Here is a 13,584-nt window from a genome sequence, read left to right as displayed (position 1 = left end):
CTCGGTCAATCCGGGGCTGCGAAGCAGAGCCCGGAATGACGGGGCGGGTGTGATCGCGGGATCAGCGCGTCCGCCTCACGTCCCCACCACCACCAAGACGATCTCCCGCCGGTGCGCCCGGTCGCGGTGCTCGATCAGGTACACGCCCTGCCAGGTGCCGAGCGCAAGGCGGCCGTCCACCACCGGGATCGACAGGGTGGCGTCGGTGACCATCGTGCGGATGTGGGCGGGCATGTCGTCCGGTCCTTCGGCGCCGTGGACGTAGGCCGCGTGGCGCGGGGCGAAGCCGTCCAGCGCGGTCATCAGGTCGGCCTGCACGTCCGGGTCGGCGTTCTCCTGGATCGTCAGCGAGGCCGAGGTATGCCGGCAGAACACCGTGACGATGCCGTCCGAGACGTCGCTGTCGCGCACGAAGGCGGCGACCGCGTCGGTGAACTCGGTGAAGCCCGGCCCCGGCGTGGCGATCGTCAGCCGCCCGCCGGCCTGGCGCCGGACGGAGCCGGAAAACAGCGCCTCGACCATCCCCACCGTGCCACGCTTCATTCCGCGATCTCCAAGGTCGTGCCCGGCATCGTCTCGCGCTCGCCCCGCGCCAGGATGCGTTCCAGAAGGTCGATCCGGTCGGCCTCGGCTGCCGGCTTGTCCCAGCGGATGCGGCTGACGCGGGGGAATCGCATGGCGACGCCCGATTTGTGCCGGGTGGAGCGTTGCACGCCCTCGAAGGCGATCTCCAGCACCAATCCGCCCTCCGTCCCGTAGGCGACCTCGCGCACCGGGCCGAAACGCTTCACCGTGTGGTTGCGGACATAGCGGTCGAGCTTGGCCAGCTCCGCGTCGGTGAAGCCGTGATAGGCCTTGCCGACGGGCACCAGCTCGGGCCCGTCGGCGCCGTCCCGCCACACGCCGAACGTGTAGTCGGAGTAGAACGACGAGCGCTTCCCGTGGCCGCGCTGGGCGTACATCATCACCGCGTCGACGAGGTGCGGCTCGCGCTTCCACTTCCACCACGGGCCCTTCGGGCGGCCGGGCAGATAGGGGCTGTCGCGGCGCTTGAGCATCACGCCCTCGATGGCGTCGGCATCCAAGCCGGCTCCCAAAGCCGCCGGGTCGGCGCGGGCCGCGGCCAGGTCCTCCCAGGTCGAGAACGGCACCAGCGGCGAGACGTCGATCCGCACGTGGTCGAGCGTCGCCACGAACGCTTCGAGCCGGGCGCGGCGTTCCACGAAGCCGAGCCCGCGCAGGTCCTCGCCGTCGGCGGTGAGCAGGTCGTAGGCGCGCACATGCGCCGGGAACTCCTCCGTCAGCTTGCCCGTCACCGCCTTGCGGTTGAGGCGCTGCTGCAGCACGTTGAAGCTCTGCACCCGGCTCTCGCGCAGGATCAGCAACTCGCCGTCGAGCGTCCCCGTGAAGGTGACCGCCTCGGCCAAATCCGGGAAGGCGCCGGAGATGTCCTCGCCGGTGCGCGAGTAGATCCGCGCCACCTGCTCGCCCGCCGCGTCGCGCCCGCCGACGAGCTGCACGCGGATGCCGTCCCACTTCCACTCGCCGGAGAAGTCGGCCGGGGCGAGCTTGTCGAAGTCGGTCTCCTCCTCGATCGGGTGCGACAGCATCGGCGGCCGGAACGGGGCCGGGTTCAGGGTCTCGGGCCGCGGGCCGCGCCCCTCCGCCCAGGCGAACAGGGTCTCGAACGGGGCCTTGAGCCCGTGCCAGACCTCCTCGACCGCGTCCGCCTCGTGGCCGCCGAGCGCGCCGACCGCGGTCTTGGCGAGCCGCGCCGACACGCCGACGCGCAGGTTTCCGGTGACGAGCTTCAACAGCGCCCAGCGCCCGGTCTCGTCGAGCGCGTCGAGCCAGGTCGCAAGGTGCTGAGGCAGGTCGGCCTTGCGGATGGTCGACAGGGTCTCGACCACCTCGGCGAGCGTCGGCACGTGCGGAGGCGGGTTGTTGTGGCCGGGGCCGGGAGCGCCGACGGGCTCCCTCTCCCGTTCGGGAGCGGGGACCCGCGCTTCGTCCGCGAGGGGTCCCGGCCAGATCAGCGCGGTCGTCTCCGCGAGATCGCCGACGTAGTTGTGCGAGAGCCGGAACAGCACCGGGTCGATCCGCGCCTCGACGAGGCCGCGGATCAGCGCGGGCTTGGCCTCGCGGAAACTGAGGGTGCCGGTCATCGCCGCGAGCGCGTAGCCGCGTTCCGGGTCCGGGGTCTTCGCGAAGTAGTCCTGCAGCAGGCGCAGCTTCGCGTTGCGGCGCGGCTCGTAAGCGAGGCGGTCCAAAAGCTCGGCGAAATCGTTCACGCGGCGGCCTCGTCGGTGACCTCATCAGCGGCGTCTTGCGCCGCCTCGACGGGCGCCGGCTCCGCGTCGCCGTCGTCGCCGTAGCCCAGCATGTGCAGCGGTTTGGCCTTGATGCCCTGCGTCCCGCACCAGTGCACCAGCGCGTCCTCCTGCCCGTGCGTGACCCAGACCTCGCCGGCCCCGGTCTCGCGGATGGTGCGGCAGAGGTCGGGCCAGTCGGCATGGTCGGAGATCACCAGCGGCAGCTCGACGCCCTTCTGGCGGGCACGCGCGCGCACCCGCATCCAGCCCGAGGCGAAGCTCGTCACCGGGTCCGGGAATTTCCGCGACCACACGTCCTGGATCGACGAGGGCGGGCACAGCACGATGGCGCCCTTCAGGCCGGCGCGGTCGGTGGCGGCCACCTTGGGCGTGTCGCCCAGCGCAAAGCCCTCGCGCTTGTACAGCTCGGTCAGCTTCTCCATCGCCCCGTGCAGGTGGATCGGCCGGTCGTAGCCGGCCTCGCGGAGCAGCATCATCACCCGCTGCGCCTTGCCGAGCGCGTAGGCGCCGACGATGTGGGCGCGCTCGGGGAACAGAGCCACGGAATCGAGGAGCTTGCGCACCTCTGCCGCCGTGTCGGGCATGCGGAACACCGGCAGGCCGAAGGTCGCCTCGGTGATGAACACGTCGCAGGGCACCACCTCGAACGGCCGGCAGGTCGGATCGTGCGCGCGCTTGTAGTCGCCCGACACCACCACGCGCACGCCTTGCGCCTCGATCGCGATCTGCGCCGAGCCGAGGACGTGCCCGGCGGGGGCGAACCGCACCGTCACGTCGCCGACGCGGACGTCCGCGCCGAGCACGGCCTCCTGGCGCGCACCGCAAAAATCTTCGCCGTAGCGCACCGCCATGATGCGCAGGGTCTCGCCCGTGGCGAGCACGCTGCCGTGGCCGGCCCGGGCGTGGTCGGCATGGCCGTGGCTGATCAGCGCCCGCTCGACCGGCCAGGTGGGGTCGACGTGGAAGCGCCCGAGCGGGCAGTACAGCCCCTCGCGGGTCAGGGTCAGGAGGTCGCCGGCGCGAAGCGTCATCGGTCCCGTCTCGTCGAGGGTTGGGTCTGGCGGAGGATGGGTCTACCGAGGGGTGGCGTCGCCGACGATATAGGGCGTCGTCCCGACGAGACCCGGATCGATCCCCCATGACATCGATCCCCGCCATCGAATCGATCCCCGCCGTGAAATCGATTCTCGCAATGCACCAGGCCGGCTCCGGCGACCTGCTGGCCGACCGTCGCTTCGCCTACGCCGAGGCGTGCCTGGCCGAGGGCGACTGCGTCGGCGCCGCCGAGATGGCCGAGCAGGCGCTGGAACGCGCCCCGCGCTTCGCCGCCGCCTGGGTGCTGCTCGGGCGCGCCCGCGAGGCGCGGCACGCCGCCGAGGCCGCGGCCGGCGCCGCCGACCCGGCCCTGTTCCAGGCGGCGCTCCGTGCCTACGAGACCGGACGCGACCTCGACCCGGAGGACACGCTCGGCACCCTCGTCCACCTGGCGCGGATCGCCGGCGACGCCGCGCTGCCGGTGCTGTCGCCGGCCTACCTGCGCGCCTTGTTCGACGGCTATGCCGGCCGCTTCGAGCGCCACCTCGTCGAGGGCCTGGGCTATTGCGGCCCCGCGCTGCTCTGCGCGGCGCTCGACGCCTACGATGGATCGCGGGAACCGCCGCGGGGCTCCTTCTCCCAGGGGGAGAAGGGTGGGATGAGGGGCGTGACCTCTCCGGACAGTTCTCATCCCTCGCCCCAATTCTCTCCCGCACGGGAGAGGGAGCCGGGCGGCGCCCCCCGCTACGGCCACGCGATCGACCTCGGCTGCGGCACCGGCCTGATGGGCGCGGCGCTCGGCGCCCGCGTCGGGACGCTCACCGGGGTCGATATCGCGCCGGCGATGCTGGCGCTCGCCCGGCGCAAGGGCCTCTATGCGCGCCTCGTCGAGGCCGGGATCGAGGACTTCCTCGCGGGCGAGCCTGCGGCCTCCGCCGACCTCTGCGTGGCGGCCGACGTGTTCATCTATCTCGGGCCGCTCGCGACGGTGCTGTCCGGCATGACGCGGGTGCTGCGCCCGGACGGGCGCGCCGCCTTCACCGTGCAATCGCACGACGGCGACGGCGTCGTGCTCGGGCCGGACGGCCGCTACGCCCACGCCGACGCCTACCTCGCGGCCGCCGCCGAGGCCGCGGGCTTCGGCGACCTCGCGATCCGTTCAGCGGTGGTCCGGCGCGAGAACGGCGCGGACGTTCCCGGACGCACCGTGATCGCAGTCAAACGTAGTGCAAGCACGGGAGTGGAGGCCGCTTAATCCCGGCGCCGGAGAGCGAGGTGAGGAATATCACCCTGCCGGCCGTGCATAGTTGAACCTTGGCCGTGCTCGGCTCTTTATAGCCGTCGATCCCACCGCCGCCCGCTCGACCCCCTGCGCCCTCACGGGAGAAGCGGGCGCGACCCACCACGTTTCGAGGCCCTACATGGTGAACGAGAAGACCGCCCCCGGGGACCCGCCGGACAAGGCCTTCCCGGCGAGCGCGGCGACCCGCATCCCCTTCGCGATCGTGCTGGCGTTCCTGGCCGGCGCCACGGACTCGATCGGCTTCCTCGAGTTCTCGCAGCTGTTCATGTCGTTCATGTCCGGCAACACCACGCGCTTCGGCGTGGCGGTGGCGAACGCGGACTGGGAGAACACCCTGCGCGTCGTCACGGTGCTGCTGGTCTTCTGCTTCGGCGCCTTCCTCGGCACCTTGATCGCCGCCTGGGTCGGCCGCTGGCGGCTCTCGGTGCTGCTGACGATCGAGGCCGCCTTGCTGGCGCTCGGCCTGCTGATGCCGTGGGGCACCTTCGCCTTCCCGCTGCACGCCTATCCGATCGTCCTGGCGCTCGGCCTGCAGAACGCGATCCTCCAGGACGAAGGCGGTCGCAGCATCGCGCTCACCTACGTCACGGGCGCGGTGGTCCGCTTCGGCACCGGCATGGCCAACCTGATCCTCGGGACGGTGGCCTCGTCGTTCTGGATCCAGGCGCCGCTCTGGGCAGGCCTGTCGTCGGGCGCGGTGGTCGGCGGCCTGCTGCAGATCCGCTACGGCGAGAGCGCCTTCCTGTTCCCGGCGGCGCTCGCGGCCTTGCTCGCCTTCATCGCCGTTGTCCTGACGATCGCCAAGCCCGGCAGCGAGCTGGTGGCCGGCTCCTCGCCGGCGCCGGACGCGAGCCCCGACGCGAAGGCGATCGACGCGATCCACTGACCGCGGAGTCGGGACATCCCCTCCTCCGAACGGGCGATCGTTTTGCCTATTTCGCTGCGGACACCGATGACCCGCGGGTTCCCCCTCTCCCCGCGTGCGGGGAGAGGCCCGGCTGCATCCCGTCGTGCAGACGGGTAGCGGAGGCGAAGCCGAAGCGAGGGTGAGGGGGCGCGAACGGATGAGCCTCCTCCGGGTCAGCCCCCTCACCTTCGGCTGCCGCCTCGCTTTGCCGACGACGAGGTCGGCAAAGCCCTCTCCCCGCACGCGGGGCGAGGGAATGCGCGTCAAAAGAGGTGCCAGACGCGGGGATGCGTGAGTCCTGTCGCTTCTGCGGGAACGGGAGGAGGCGTGGTCAATCCACCGGCGCGCCACGGAGGCGCTTGGTCGCGCCGCGCTGGGTCTTGGCTTCGAGCCGCCGCTTCTTCGAGGCCAGCGTCGGGCGCGTCGCGCGGCGCGGAACCGGTGGCACGGCGGCCTCGGCGACGAGCTTGGCCAGCCGCTCGCGGGCGTCGGCGCGGTTGCGCTCCTGCGTGCGGAACTGCTGCGCGCTGATCACCAGCACGCCGTCGGCCGTGAGCCGCCGCCCGGCGAGCCGCATCAGGCGCACCGCCACCGCGTTCGGCAGGGCGGCCGAGCGGCGCACGTCGAAGCGCAGCTGCACCGCCGTCGAGAGCTTGTTGACGTTCTGGCCGCCGGGGCCCGAGGCCCGCACGAAGGTCTCGTGCAGCTCGGCCTCGTCGATGGCGATCTGAGGCGTGCAGACCAGGGCCACGGCCCCCTCCCCTTCCGGCTCAGCCGGCTTCCGAGGGCGTGCGCGCCTTCACGGCCAGCGCGTGCAGCCCGCGGGCGAACGCCTCGGCCAGCAGCGCGTTGACGACGCGGTGGCGGTCGACGCGGCTCTTCCCTTCGAAGGCGTCCGAGACCACATCGACGCGGAAATGCGTCTCACCCCCCGGCCGCGCGCCGGAATGGCCCGCATGGAGGTGGGATTCGTCCACCACGTCGAGGCGGGCCGGCGCGAGTTCCGCCGCCAGCTTGGCCTCGATCCAGTCCCGCAGCGTCGCCGTTCCCGTCATCCGTCCATCCCTCGTGTTGCGTCGCAGCCGCGTCACCTGGCGGCCGGGTCGTCAAGCCCGTTCGCCCGCATGCGTCATCAGGCCCGGCGCCCTTGTGTCTCGGGTCCACCCCCTCATAATCGCCCCGTCATGGATCTCAACTCGCCCCTCTTCGACAGCATCCGCATCCGGCGCACCTGCGACGAGCCCAAGACGGCCGGCGGCAAGACCGCGGCCGGCAAGAACTCGGCCGGCAAGAACTCGGCCGGCAAGACTGCGAGCGGCAAGCCCGCGGGCACCTGCGAGGCGGAGGGCTGCACCCATGCCGGCCTGTTCCGCGCGCCCAAGGGGCGACGCGCCGAGGGGCAGTACTGGAACTTCTGCATCGACCACGTGAAGGCCTACAACGCGACGTACAACTACTTCGACGGCATGAACGACGACGCCGTCCAGGCCTTCCAGAAGGACGCGATCATCGGCCACCGCCCGACCTGGGCGATGGGCGTGAACCGCCCGGCGGCGGCGAAGGCCGCCGACGCGCCGACGCGCGACTGGGCCTACGTCGACCCGCTCGGCGTGCTACGCGCCGAGGGCGTCGGCGGCACCCGCGGCCGTCAGGCCCCGGCCGAGCCGGCGCGGCCGAAGCTGTCGGCGACCGTGCGCCGGGCGCTGGACGTGCTGGGTCTCGAGGAAGGGGCCGACACCGCCGCGATCAAGGCGCAGTACAAGGCCCTGGTGAAGCGCTTCCATCCCGACGCCAACGGCGGCGACCGCTCCTTCGAGGAGCGCCTGCGCGACATCATCCGGGCGCACGACGTGTTGCGCGCGGCCGGCCTCTGCTGAGGCCGGCACGATCGATGCAAAGCCGGGCGTCGCGACGCGGCGAGCGGTTTTCGCGCGCGAACGACCGGAATTCTCCGAACGCCGACCTATATGTGGGCCTTGCCCTGAACGCCTGCCCGTCTGTGGCGCCCCGGCGCGACGACGGTTAAGGAAGGGCCTGCATCCCGGCGGCGTTCGCCCGGCGAGGCGAGGCCCGAGACAAGTTCCGCGCGGCTTTCGATCCGATGCCCGTCGGAAGACCGCCCTACGAGGTTCCGTATGCTCTCTGACGACAAGCCCGCCATGCTCCCCGACCGGACGGTCTCCGTCCGCGACACCTTCGGCATCGACATCGACCTCCAGGTGCCCGCCTTCGCGGAAACCAGCGAGCACGTGCCCGATCTCGATGCGGACTACATCTTCGACCGCGAGACCACGCTGGCGATCCTGGCCGGCTTCGCGCGCAACCGCCGCGTGATGGTCACCGGCTATCACGGCACCGGCAAGTCGACCCATATCGAGCAGGTCGCCGCCCGGCTGAACTGGCCCTGCGTGCGGATCAACCTCGACAGCCACGTCTCGCGCATCGATCTCGTCGGCAAGGACGCGATCGTGCTGCAGGACGGCAAGCAGGTCACCGCCTTCCAGGACGGCATCCTTCCCTGGGCGCTGCAGAACAACGTCGCGCTGGTCTTCGACGAGTACGACGCCGGCCGCCCCGACGTGATGTTCGTGATCCAGCGGGTGCTGGAGCTGTCCGGCCGCCTGACGCTGCTCGACCAGAAGCGGGTCATCCGCCCGCACCCGGCCTTCCGGCTGTTCGCCACCGCCAACACGGTCGGCCTCGGCGACACCTCGGGCCTCTATCACGGCACGCAGCAGATCAACCAGGGCCAGATGGACCGCTGGTCGATCGTCACCACGCTCAACTACCTGCCGCACGACCGCGAGGTCGACATCGTCCTGTCCAAGGCGACCCACTACAAGGGCGACCAGGGGCGCGACGTCGTCAGCCGCATGGTGCGCGTCGCGGACCTGACCCGCAACGCGTTCATGAACGGCGACCTCTCGACCGTGATGAGCCCGCGCACGGTGATCACCTGGGCCGAGAACGCCGACATCTTCCGCGACATCGGCTTCGCCTTCCGCGTCACCTTCCTCAACAAGTGCGACGAGCTGGAGCGGACGCTGGTCGCCGAGTTCTACCAGCGCGCCTTCGGCAAGGAGCTGCCCGAGAGCGCGATGAACGTCGCGCTGAGCTGAGCTTGATGGAGAGGATGCGATGGGTAAGCCGGCCCTGAAAGACGCCCCCGTCGTCGCGAAGGCCGGCGGATCGGCTCCGTCGCGTCCTCGTTACGAAGATGATTTCTACGGCTGGCTCCTCGAACAGGCCGACCTCCTGCGCGCCCGCCGGTTCGACGACCTCGATCTGGACCACGTCGCCGAGGAGCTGGAGGGGTTGTCGAAGAGCGAGTTCTCCAAGCTCCAGAGCTGCCTGCGCGTCCTCCTCATGCACATGCTGAAATGGGACCAGCAACCGGAGCATCGCACGCCGAGCTGGATCTACTCGATCCGCGAACAGCGCCGCCGCGTCGGTCGCATCCTGCAGCAGAATCCCGGCTTGAGGTCGCGGATCGTGGAGGCGCGGGACGGCGCCTATCAGGATGCGCGGGATTGGGCCTCCAACGAGACCCATCTGGACCCCGACGAGTTTCCGGACACTTGCCCCTACGATTGGGACGATATCCGCGAGCGTCCCTTCGACCTCGATTCCGTTAAGAAGTAGCATCCATGTCCATCTCCAACCGCAAGCCCGGCGAACGCCGCGAGCCGGTCGCCGAGCCCCTGAAGCGCTCGGTCGCCGGGTGCCTGCGCGCGATCGCCAAGCGCTCCGAGGTCGAGGTCACCTACGCCACCGACCGGCCGGCGCTCACCGGCGACAAGGCGCGCCTGCCCGAGCCGCCGCGCAAGCTCACCGTCGCCGACGTGGCGGTGCTGCGCGGCAACGCCGACGCCATGGCGCTGCGCCTCGGCTGTCACGACATCACGGTCCATCGCCGGCTCGCGCCGGAGAATTCCGCGGCGCGTGCGGTGTTCGACGCGGTCGAGCAGGCCCGCGTCGAGGCGATCGGCTCGCGCCGGATGTCGGGCGTCGCCTCGAACATCTCCGCGATGCTGGAGGATCGCTACCACCGCGGCGGCAAGTACGAGAACATCACCGACCGGGCCGACGCGCCGATGGAGGACGCCGTCGCCCTGATGGTGCGCGAGCGCCTGACGGGCCAGCAGCCGCCGGAGGCGGCCAAGCGCATCGTCGAGCTGTGGCGCGCGCACATCGAGGACAAGGCCGGCCCGAACCTCGACGGTCTGATCGGCTCGATCGAGGACCAGCGCGGGTTCGGCCGCTCCGTGCGCGAGCTGCTGTCCTCCCTCGACATGGCCGACGAGACGCCGTTCGACCCCGAGGACGACGAGAACGACGACGAGAACGAGGCCCAGGACGACGAGCAGACCCCGAGCGAGGGCGACGCCGAGGAGCAGAGCCAGGGCGACCGCGCCGAGGTCGAGACCTCGGAAGAGGCCTCCGACGACATCGAGGAGGGCGCGCAGGAGGCGGCCGACGCGCCGTCCGGCGAGCTTCCGGAGGAATCCGAGGACGCCGATTCGGAAGAAGCCTCCGAATCCTGGCGCCCGCCGTCGAAGGCCGCCAACGAGCTGCGCGGGCCGGACTATCGGGTGTTCAATCCGAAGTTCGACGAGGTGATCCACGCCGAGGACCTGTGCGACGCCGAGGAGCTCGCGCGGCTGCGCAGCTACCTCGACAAGCAGCTCTCGCATCTCCAGGGCGTCGTCGGGCGGCTCGCCAACCGCCTGCAGCGCCGGCTGCTCGCCCAGCAGAACCGTGCTTGGGACTTCGACCTCGAAGAGGGCCAGATCGACCCGGCGCGCCTCGTGCGGGTGGTCATCGACCCGTTCCAGCCGCTGTCCTTCAAGCAGGAGAAGGACACCAATTTTCGCGATACGGTGGTGACGCTGCTGCTCGACAACTCGGGCTCGATGCGGGGCCGCCCGATCACCGTGGCGGCGACCTGCGCCGACATCCTCGCCCGCACCCTCGAGCGCTGCGGCGTGAAGGTCGAGATCCTCGGCTTCACCACCCGCGCCTGGAAGGGCGGCCAGTCGCGCGAGGCGTGGCTCGCCGCCGGCAAGCCGAACGCACCGGGCCGCCTCAACGACCTGCGCCACATCGTCTACAAGTCGGCCGACGCGCCCTGGCGCCGGGCGCGGAAAAACCTCGGGCTGATGATGCGCGAGGGGCTGCTCAAGGAGAACATTGACGGCGAGGCGCTGGACTGGGCGCACAAGCGCATCCTGGCCCGGCCCGAGCAGCGCAAGATCATGATGGTGATCTCGGACGGCGCGCCGGTCGACGATTCGACCCTGTCGGTCAACGCCGGAAACTACCTCGAGCGGCACCTGCGCTGGATGATCGAGGAGATCGAGCAGCGCTCGCCGGTGGAACTCCTGGCGATCGGCATCGGCCACGACGTGACCCGCTACTACCGCCGCGCCGTGACGATCATCGACGCGGAGGAGCTCGGCGGCGCGATGACCGAAAAGCTCGCCGAGCTGTTCGAGGAGGATGCCGGCGGCCGCGCCCCGATGCGGGCTTTCGGCGGACGCCGGCGCTGACGCCTGAGAGCATTTTCCATGATCCCCGGATCACGGGAATGCCCTTACTGACTGTGTGATCGCATTGTCTTCACGCGAGCCGGCATCCACCTCGCTCGAAAATGCTTCAGGTGAGAGCCCGCAGCGCGACCAGCACGGCGAGGTGCCCCGGGTAGAACGCCTGGAGCGCGTAGGGCGGCAGGAAGCGCGGCCGGCCTCGCAGCCGCAGGGCGACGAAGAGCACCAGCGGGACGCCGACGAGGATCGTCGCGGCGTCGATGAGGGCGGAGATCCAGGGAGTTTCGCCCCGCGGGTGCCAGCCGTGCCAGTTCAGACCGACGATTGTGGCGACGAGCCAGGCGCCGTAGGCGCGCGGCTCGCGAAGCGCGAGAAGGATCGCCGCCGGCAGCAGGATGCCGGCGAGGCCGAAATCCACCGCCGTCTTGGCGAGTGCGGGGGCGAGGAGCACCACGGCGAGGCCGAGCGCCAGGGCCGCATGACGAAGCCCGGTGCCCGCCCGGTCGAGCGCGGTCGCGAACGCGATGCCCGCCGCCAGGGTGAACAGGATCGACCCTTCGGTGGTGCCGAAGGGGAAGGCGGCAGCGTAGATGGCCTGCGTCGGCACCGCGAGGGCGAGCAGCGCCAGCACGTAGCGGCCGGGATCGGCGCCGCGCACGACGTGCAGCACGGACACCACGCAGAACAGCGGGAAGGCGATCCGCCCGAGCCGCCACAGGGCGACGGCGTGGCCGTCGAGCAGAATGGTGTCGACGTGGTCGCCGACCATCAGCACGGCCGCCGCGCCCTTGATCGCGTCGAGCGGCGCGCCGGCGAACGCCGTGGCGGGCACGAAAAAACCGCCGGCATGGGGGTCCATGCGGCGGTTCATGATCTCGCGTCGCCCGAGGGCGAGGGCTTCAGGCGGCGACGGCTTCCGGAGCCGCGGTCTCGCCGAGCTTCTTGTGGATCTCGCGCTTGAGCAGCTTGGCCGTCTGCGACAGCTCGACCTCGTGAGCCTTCACGAGGAAGGCGTCGAGGCCGCCGCGGTGCTCGACCGAGCGAAGCGCATGCGCGGTGACGCGCAGGCGCACGCGGCGGTTCAGCGCGTCCGAGGTCAGCGTGACGTTGCAGAGGTTCGGCAGGAACCGGCACTTCGTCTTGCGGTTCGAATGGCTCACGAGGTGGCCGACCTGAACGGCCTTGCCGGTGAGTTCGCAGCGGCGTGCCATGATAACGCTATCCTGTCTCGTTCCTGGGCGATCCCGACCCGCCCTCATGGGCTGGGTGCGCCGACTGGCCAGCCCCACCCGAACGTCGTTCCAGGCCTTGCGCAGTCGTGTCTGAGTGGCGGCCTATAGGCGAGACAGCCCGCGACCGTCAAGGCGAAACCCGACATCGCGTCGTCATGAAGGCGCCGGCGCACGCAGCGCGACAGGCTGAACGCAGGCGCCCTCGCGCCGCGGCGCGCCCCCGGACCCTGGGCGTCGGCGGAACGGCCTGTTAACCATGTCGCTTCGATAACCAACCCCCGGGCAGCCCCAGGGCGCCGCGTCGTCGGGCCCGGCGCCCGGACGACCTCGTGAGGATGCGATTCGGACCATGAGCGCCCGCCCCAACCGCAGCGCCTTCCCACTGATGCGCCTCGTTCTCGCCGCCGCCCTCGGCGCCGGCGCCCTGTCGCCGGCCGAGGCGCGCGAGCGCAAGGCCGCGCCGGCCAGCATCGCCGTCGATTACGGCATCGCGCTCGCCGGCCTGCCGATCGGCACCGCGCGGCTGGCCGGCACCTTCGAGAGCGCGAAGTACCGCGTCGACGTCTCGGCGACGCTGACCGGCCTCGTCGGCGCGATCACCGGCGGCCAGGGCTCGGCCCGCTCGGCCGGGATCATCGCCGCCGCGCCGCAGCCCAACACCTTCTCGATCGCGACGCGCACGGCCAACTCCGGCATCGCCGTGCGCATGGCGCTCGCCCACGGCAACGTCACCCAGTCCGAGGTGACGCCGCCGCTCGTCGACGTGGACGACCGCGTGCCGGTGACCGCCGCCAACAAGCGCGGGATCATGGACCCGGCCAGCGCCCTGCTGATGCCGGCCCAGGCCTCGGGCGAGCTGACCAACCCCGACAACTGCAACCGCACGCTGCCGGTCTTCGACGGTGCGACCCGCTTCAACGTGGTGCTGAGCTACGGCGAGACCCGGGCGGTGGAGAAGCCGGGCTACTCCGGCCCCGTGCTGGTCTGCAACGCCCGCTACCAGGCGGTGGCCGGCCACCGGCCCGACCGGCCGGGGGTGCGCTTCATGGAGGAGAACCGCGACATGTCGGTCTGGCTCGCGCCCGTCGAGGGAACGCGGATGCTGGTGCCGATCCGGATCTCGGTGCGGACCACGGTCGGCACCAACATCATCGAGGCGACCCGCTGGGTGCGCGGCGCCGCCACCGCCGAGGCGCCGGCCACCACCGGCAGCCTCGCGAGCCGCTGA

The 13,584-nt window shown here is 71.1% G+C and carries 14 protein-coding genes; 7 read left to right on the top strand and 7 right to left on the bottom strand.

Going from position 1 to position 13,584, the window contains the following annotated elements; translation table 11 throughout:
• Positions 1 to 75 precede the first annotated feature (75 nt).
• Genes MFF13_RS01730 through MFF13_RS01720 form a run of 3 tightly spaced genes read right to left on the bottom strand, consistent with a single transcriptional unit; the run spans position 76 to position 3,364 of the window.
• The gene (locus MFF13_RS01730; protein WP_238270248.1) at positions 76 to 543 is read right to left on the bottom strand and encodes a secondary thiamine-phosphate synthase enzyme YjbQ; all 468 of its coding nucleotides are present in this window, start codon (positions 541 to 543) and stop codon (positions 76 to 78) included.
• The gene (locus MFF13_RS01725) at positions 540 to 2,291 is read right to left on the bottom strand and encodes a cisplatin damage response ATP-dependent DNA ligase (protein WP_147762774.1); all 1,752 of its coding nucleotides are present in this window, start codon (positions 2,289 to 2,291) and stop codon (positions 540 to 542) included. Before MFF13_RS01725 ends, MFF13_RS01730 begins: the two co-directional genes overlap by 4 nt.
• Positions 2,288 to 3,364: a ligase-associated DNA damage response exonuclease gene (locus MFF13_RS01720; RefSeq protein WP_147762775.1), complete on the bottom strand. Its 1,077-nt coding sequence runs from the start codon at positions 3,362 to 3,364 to the stop codon at positions 2,288 to 2,290. Before MFF13_RS01720 ends, MFF13_RS01725 begins: the two co-directional genes overlap by 4 nt.
• Before the next feature lie 107 nt (positions 3,365 to 3,471).
• Between MFF13_RS01720 and MFF13_RS01715 the strand changes: the two genes are divergently transcribed.
• The gene (locus MFF13_RS01715) at positions 3,472 to 4,623 is read left to right on the top strand and encodes a class I SAM-dependent DNA methyltransferase (protein WP_373322465.1); all 1,152 of its coding nucleotides are present in this window, start codon (positions 3,472 to 3,474) and stop codon (positions 4,621 to 4,623) included.
• A gap of 166 nt (positions 4,624 to 4,789) precedes the next feature.
• Positions 4,790 to 5,557, top strand: a complete 768-nt coding sequence (locus tag MFF13_RS01710) for a YoaK family protein (RefSeq protein WP_147754696.1) — start codon at positions 4,790 to 4,792, stop codon at positions 5,555 to 5,557.
• 352 nt (positions 5,558 to 5,909) lie between these two features.
• On the opposite strand, the gene arfB is transcribed toward MFF13_RS01710, so the two are convergent.
• Both arfB and MFF13_RS01700 read right to left on the bottom strand, forming a co-directional pair.
• Positions 5,910 to 6,329, bottom strand: coding sequence for an alternative ribosome rescue aminoacyl-tRNA hydrolase ArfB (arfB, locus tag MFF13_RS01705; protein ID WP_147754697.1), 420 nt, complete (start codon positions 6,327 to 6,329; stop codon positions 5,910 to 5,912).
• A 19-nt stretch (positions 6,330 to 6,348) separates the two neighbouring features.
• Positions 6,349 to 6,633 carry a BolA family protein gene (locus MFF13_RS01700; protein ID WP_147754698.1) on the bottom strand — a complete coding sequence of 95 codons (285 nt, stop codon included), beginning with the start codon at positions 6,631 to 6,633 and terminating at the stop codon, positions 6,349 to 6,351.
• A gap of 129 nt (positions 6,634 to 6,762) precedes the next feature.
• Between MFF13_RS01700 and MFF13_RS01695 the strand changes: the two genes are divergently transcribed.
• The 4 genes from MFF13_RS01695 to cobT all read left to right on the top strand — a co-directional run bounded on the left by MFF13_RS01695 (position 6,763) and on the right by cobT (position 11,127).
• Positions 6,763 to 7,455: a J domain-containing protein gene (locus MFF13_RS01695; protein ID WP_147762776.1), complete on the top strand. Its 693-nt coding sequence runs from the start codon at positions 6,763 to 6,765 to the stop codon at positions 7,453 to 7,455.
• A gap of 258 nt (positions 7,456 to 7,713) precedes the next feature.
• Positions 7,714 to 8,697: a cobaltochelatase subunit CobS gene (cobS, locus tag MFF13_RS01690; RefSeq protein WP_147754424.1), complete on the top strand. Its 984-nt coding sequence runs from the start codon at positions 7,714 to 7,716 to the stop codon at positions 8,695 to 8,697.
• A gap of 19 nt (positions 8,698 to 8,716) precedes the next feature.
• Positions 8,717 to 9,220, top strand: a complete 504-nt coding sequence (locus MFF13_RS01685; RefSeq protein ID WP_147762777.1) for a DUF29 domain-containing protein — start codon at positions 8,717 to 8,719, stop codon at positions 9,218 to 9,220.
• 5 nt (positions 9,221 to 9,225) lie between these two features.
• A complete protein-coding gene (gene cobT / locus MFF13_RS01680; RefSeq protein ID WP_147754425.1) occupies positions 9,226 to 11,127 on the top strand; it encodes a cobaltochelatase subunit CobT in 1,902 nt (633 codons plus the stop codon).
• A gap of 106 nt (positions 11,128 to 11,233) precedes the next feature.
• Here the strand turns inward: cobT and MFF13_RS01675 are convergent, their stop codons facing one another.
• Positions 11,234 to 11,995 carry a TraX family protein gene (locus MFF13_RS01675; RefSeq protein WP_147815033.1) on the bottom strand — a complete coding sequence of 254 codons (762 nt, stop codon included), beginning with the start codon at positions 11,993 to 11,995 and terminating at the stop codon, positions 11,234 to 11,236.
• Positions 11,996 to 12,023: 28 nt separating this feature from the next.
• The gene (gene rpmB, locus MFF13_RS01670; protein ID WP_147754427.1) at positions 12,024 to 12,335 is read right to left on the bottom strand and encodes a 50S ribosomal protein L28; all 312 of its coding nucleotides are present in this window, start codon (positions 12,333 to 12,335) and stop codon (positions 12,024 to 12,026) included.
• Between the two features lie 370 nt (positions 12,336 to 12,705).
• Here rpmB and MFF13_RS01665 point away from each other — a divergent pair, with 370 nt between their 5' ends.
• Entirely contained in the window at positions 12,706 to 13,584 is an 879-nt protein-coding gene (locus tag MFF13_RS01665) for a DUF3108 domain-containing protein (RefSeq protein ID WP_147830363.1), read from the top strand.

The organism is Methylobacterium cerastii (genome assembly GCF_022179125.1).
In the GTDB taxonomy this organism is placed as follows: domain Bacteria; phylum Pseudomonadota; class Alphaproteobacteria; order Rhizobiales; family Beijerinckiaceae; genus Methylobacterium; species Methylobacterium cerastii.
Note: the sequence above shows the minus strand (reverse complement) of the source record. Positions and strands in the feature narration are given on the sequence as shown.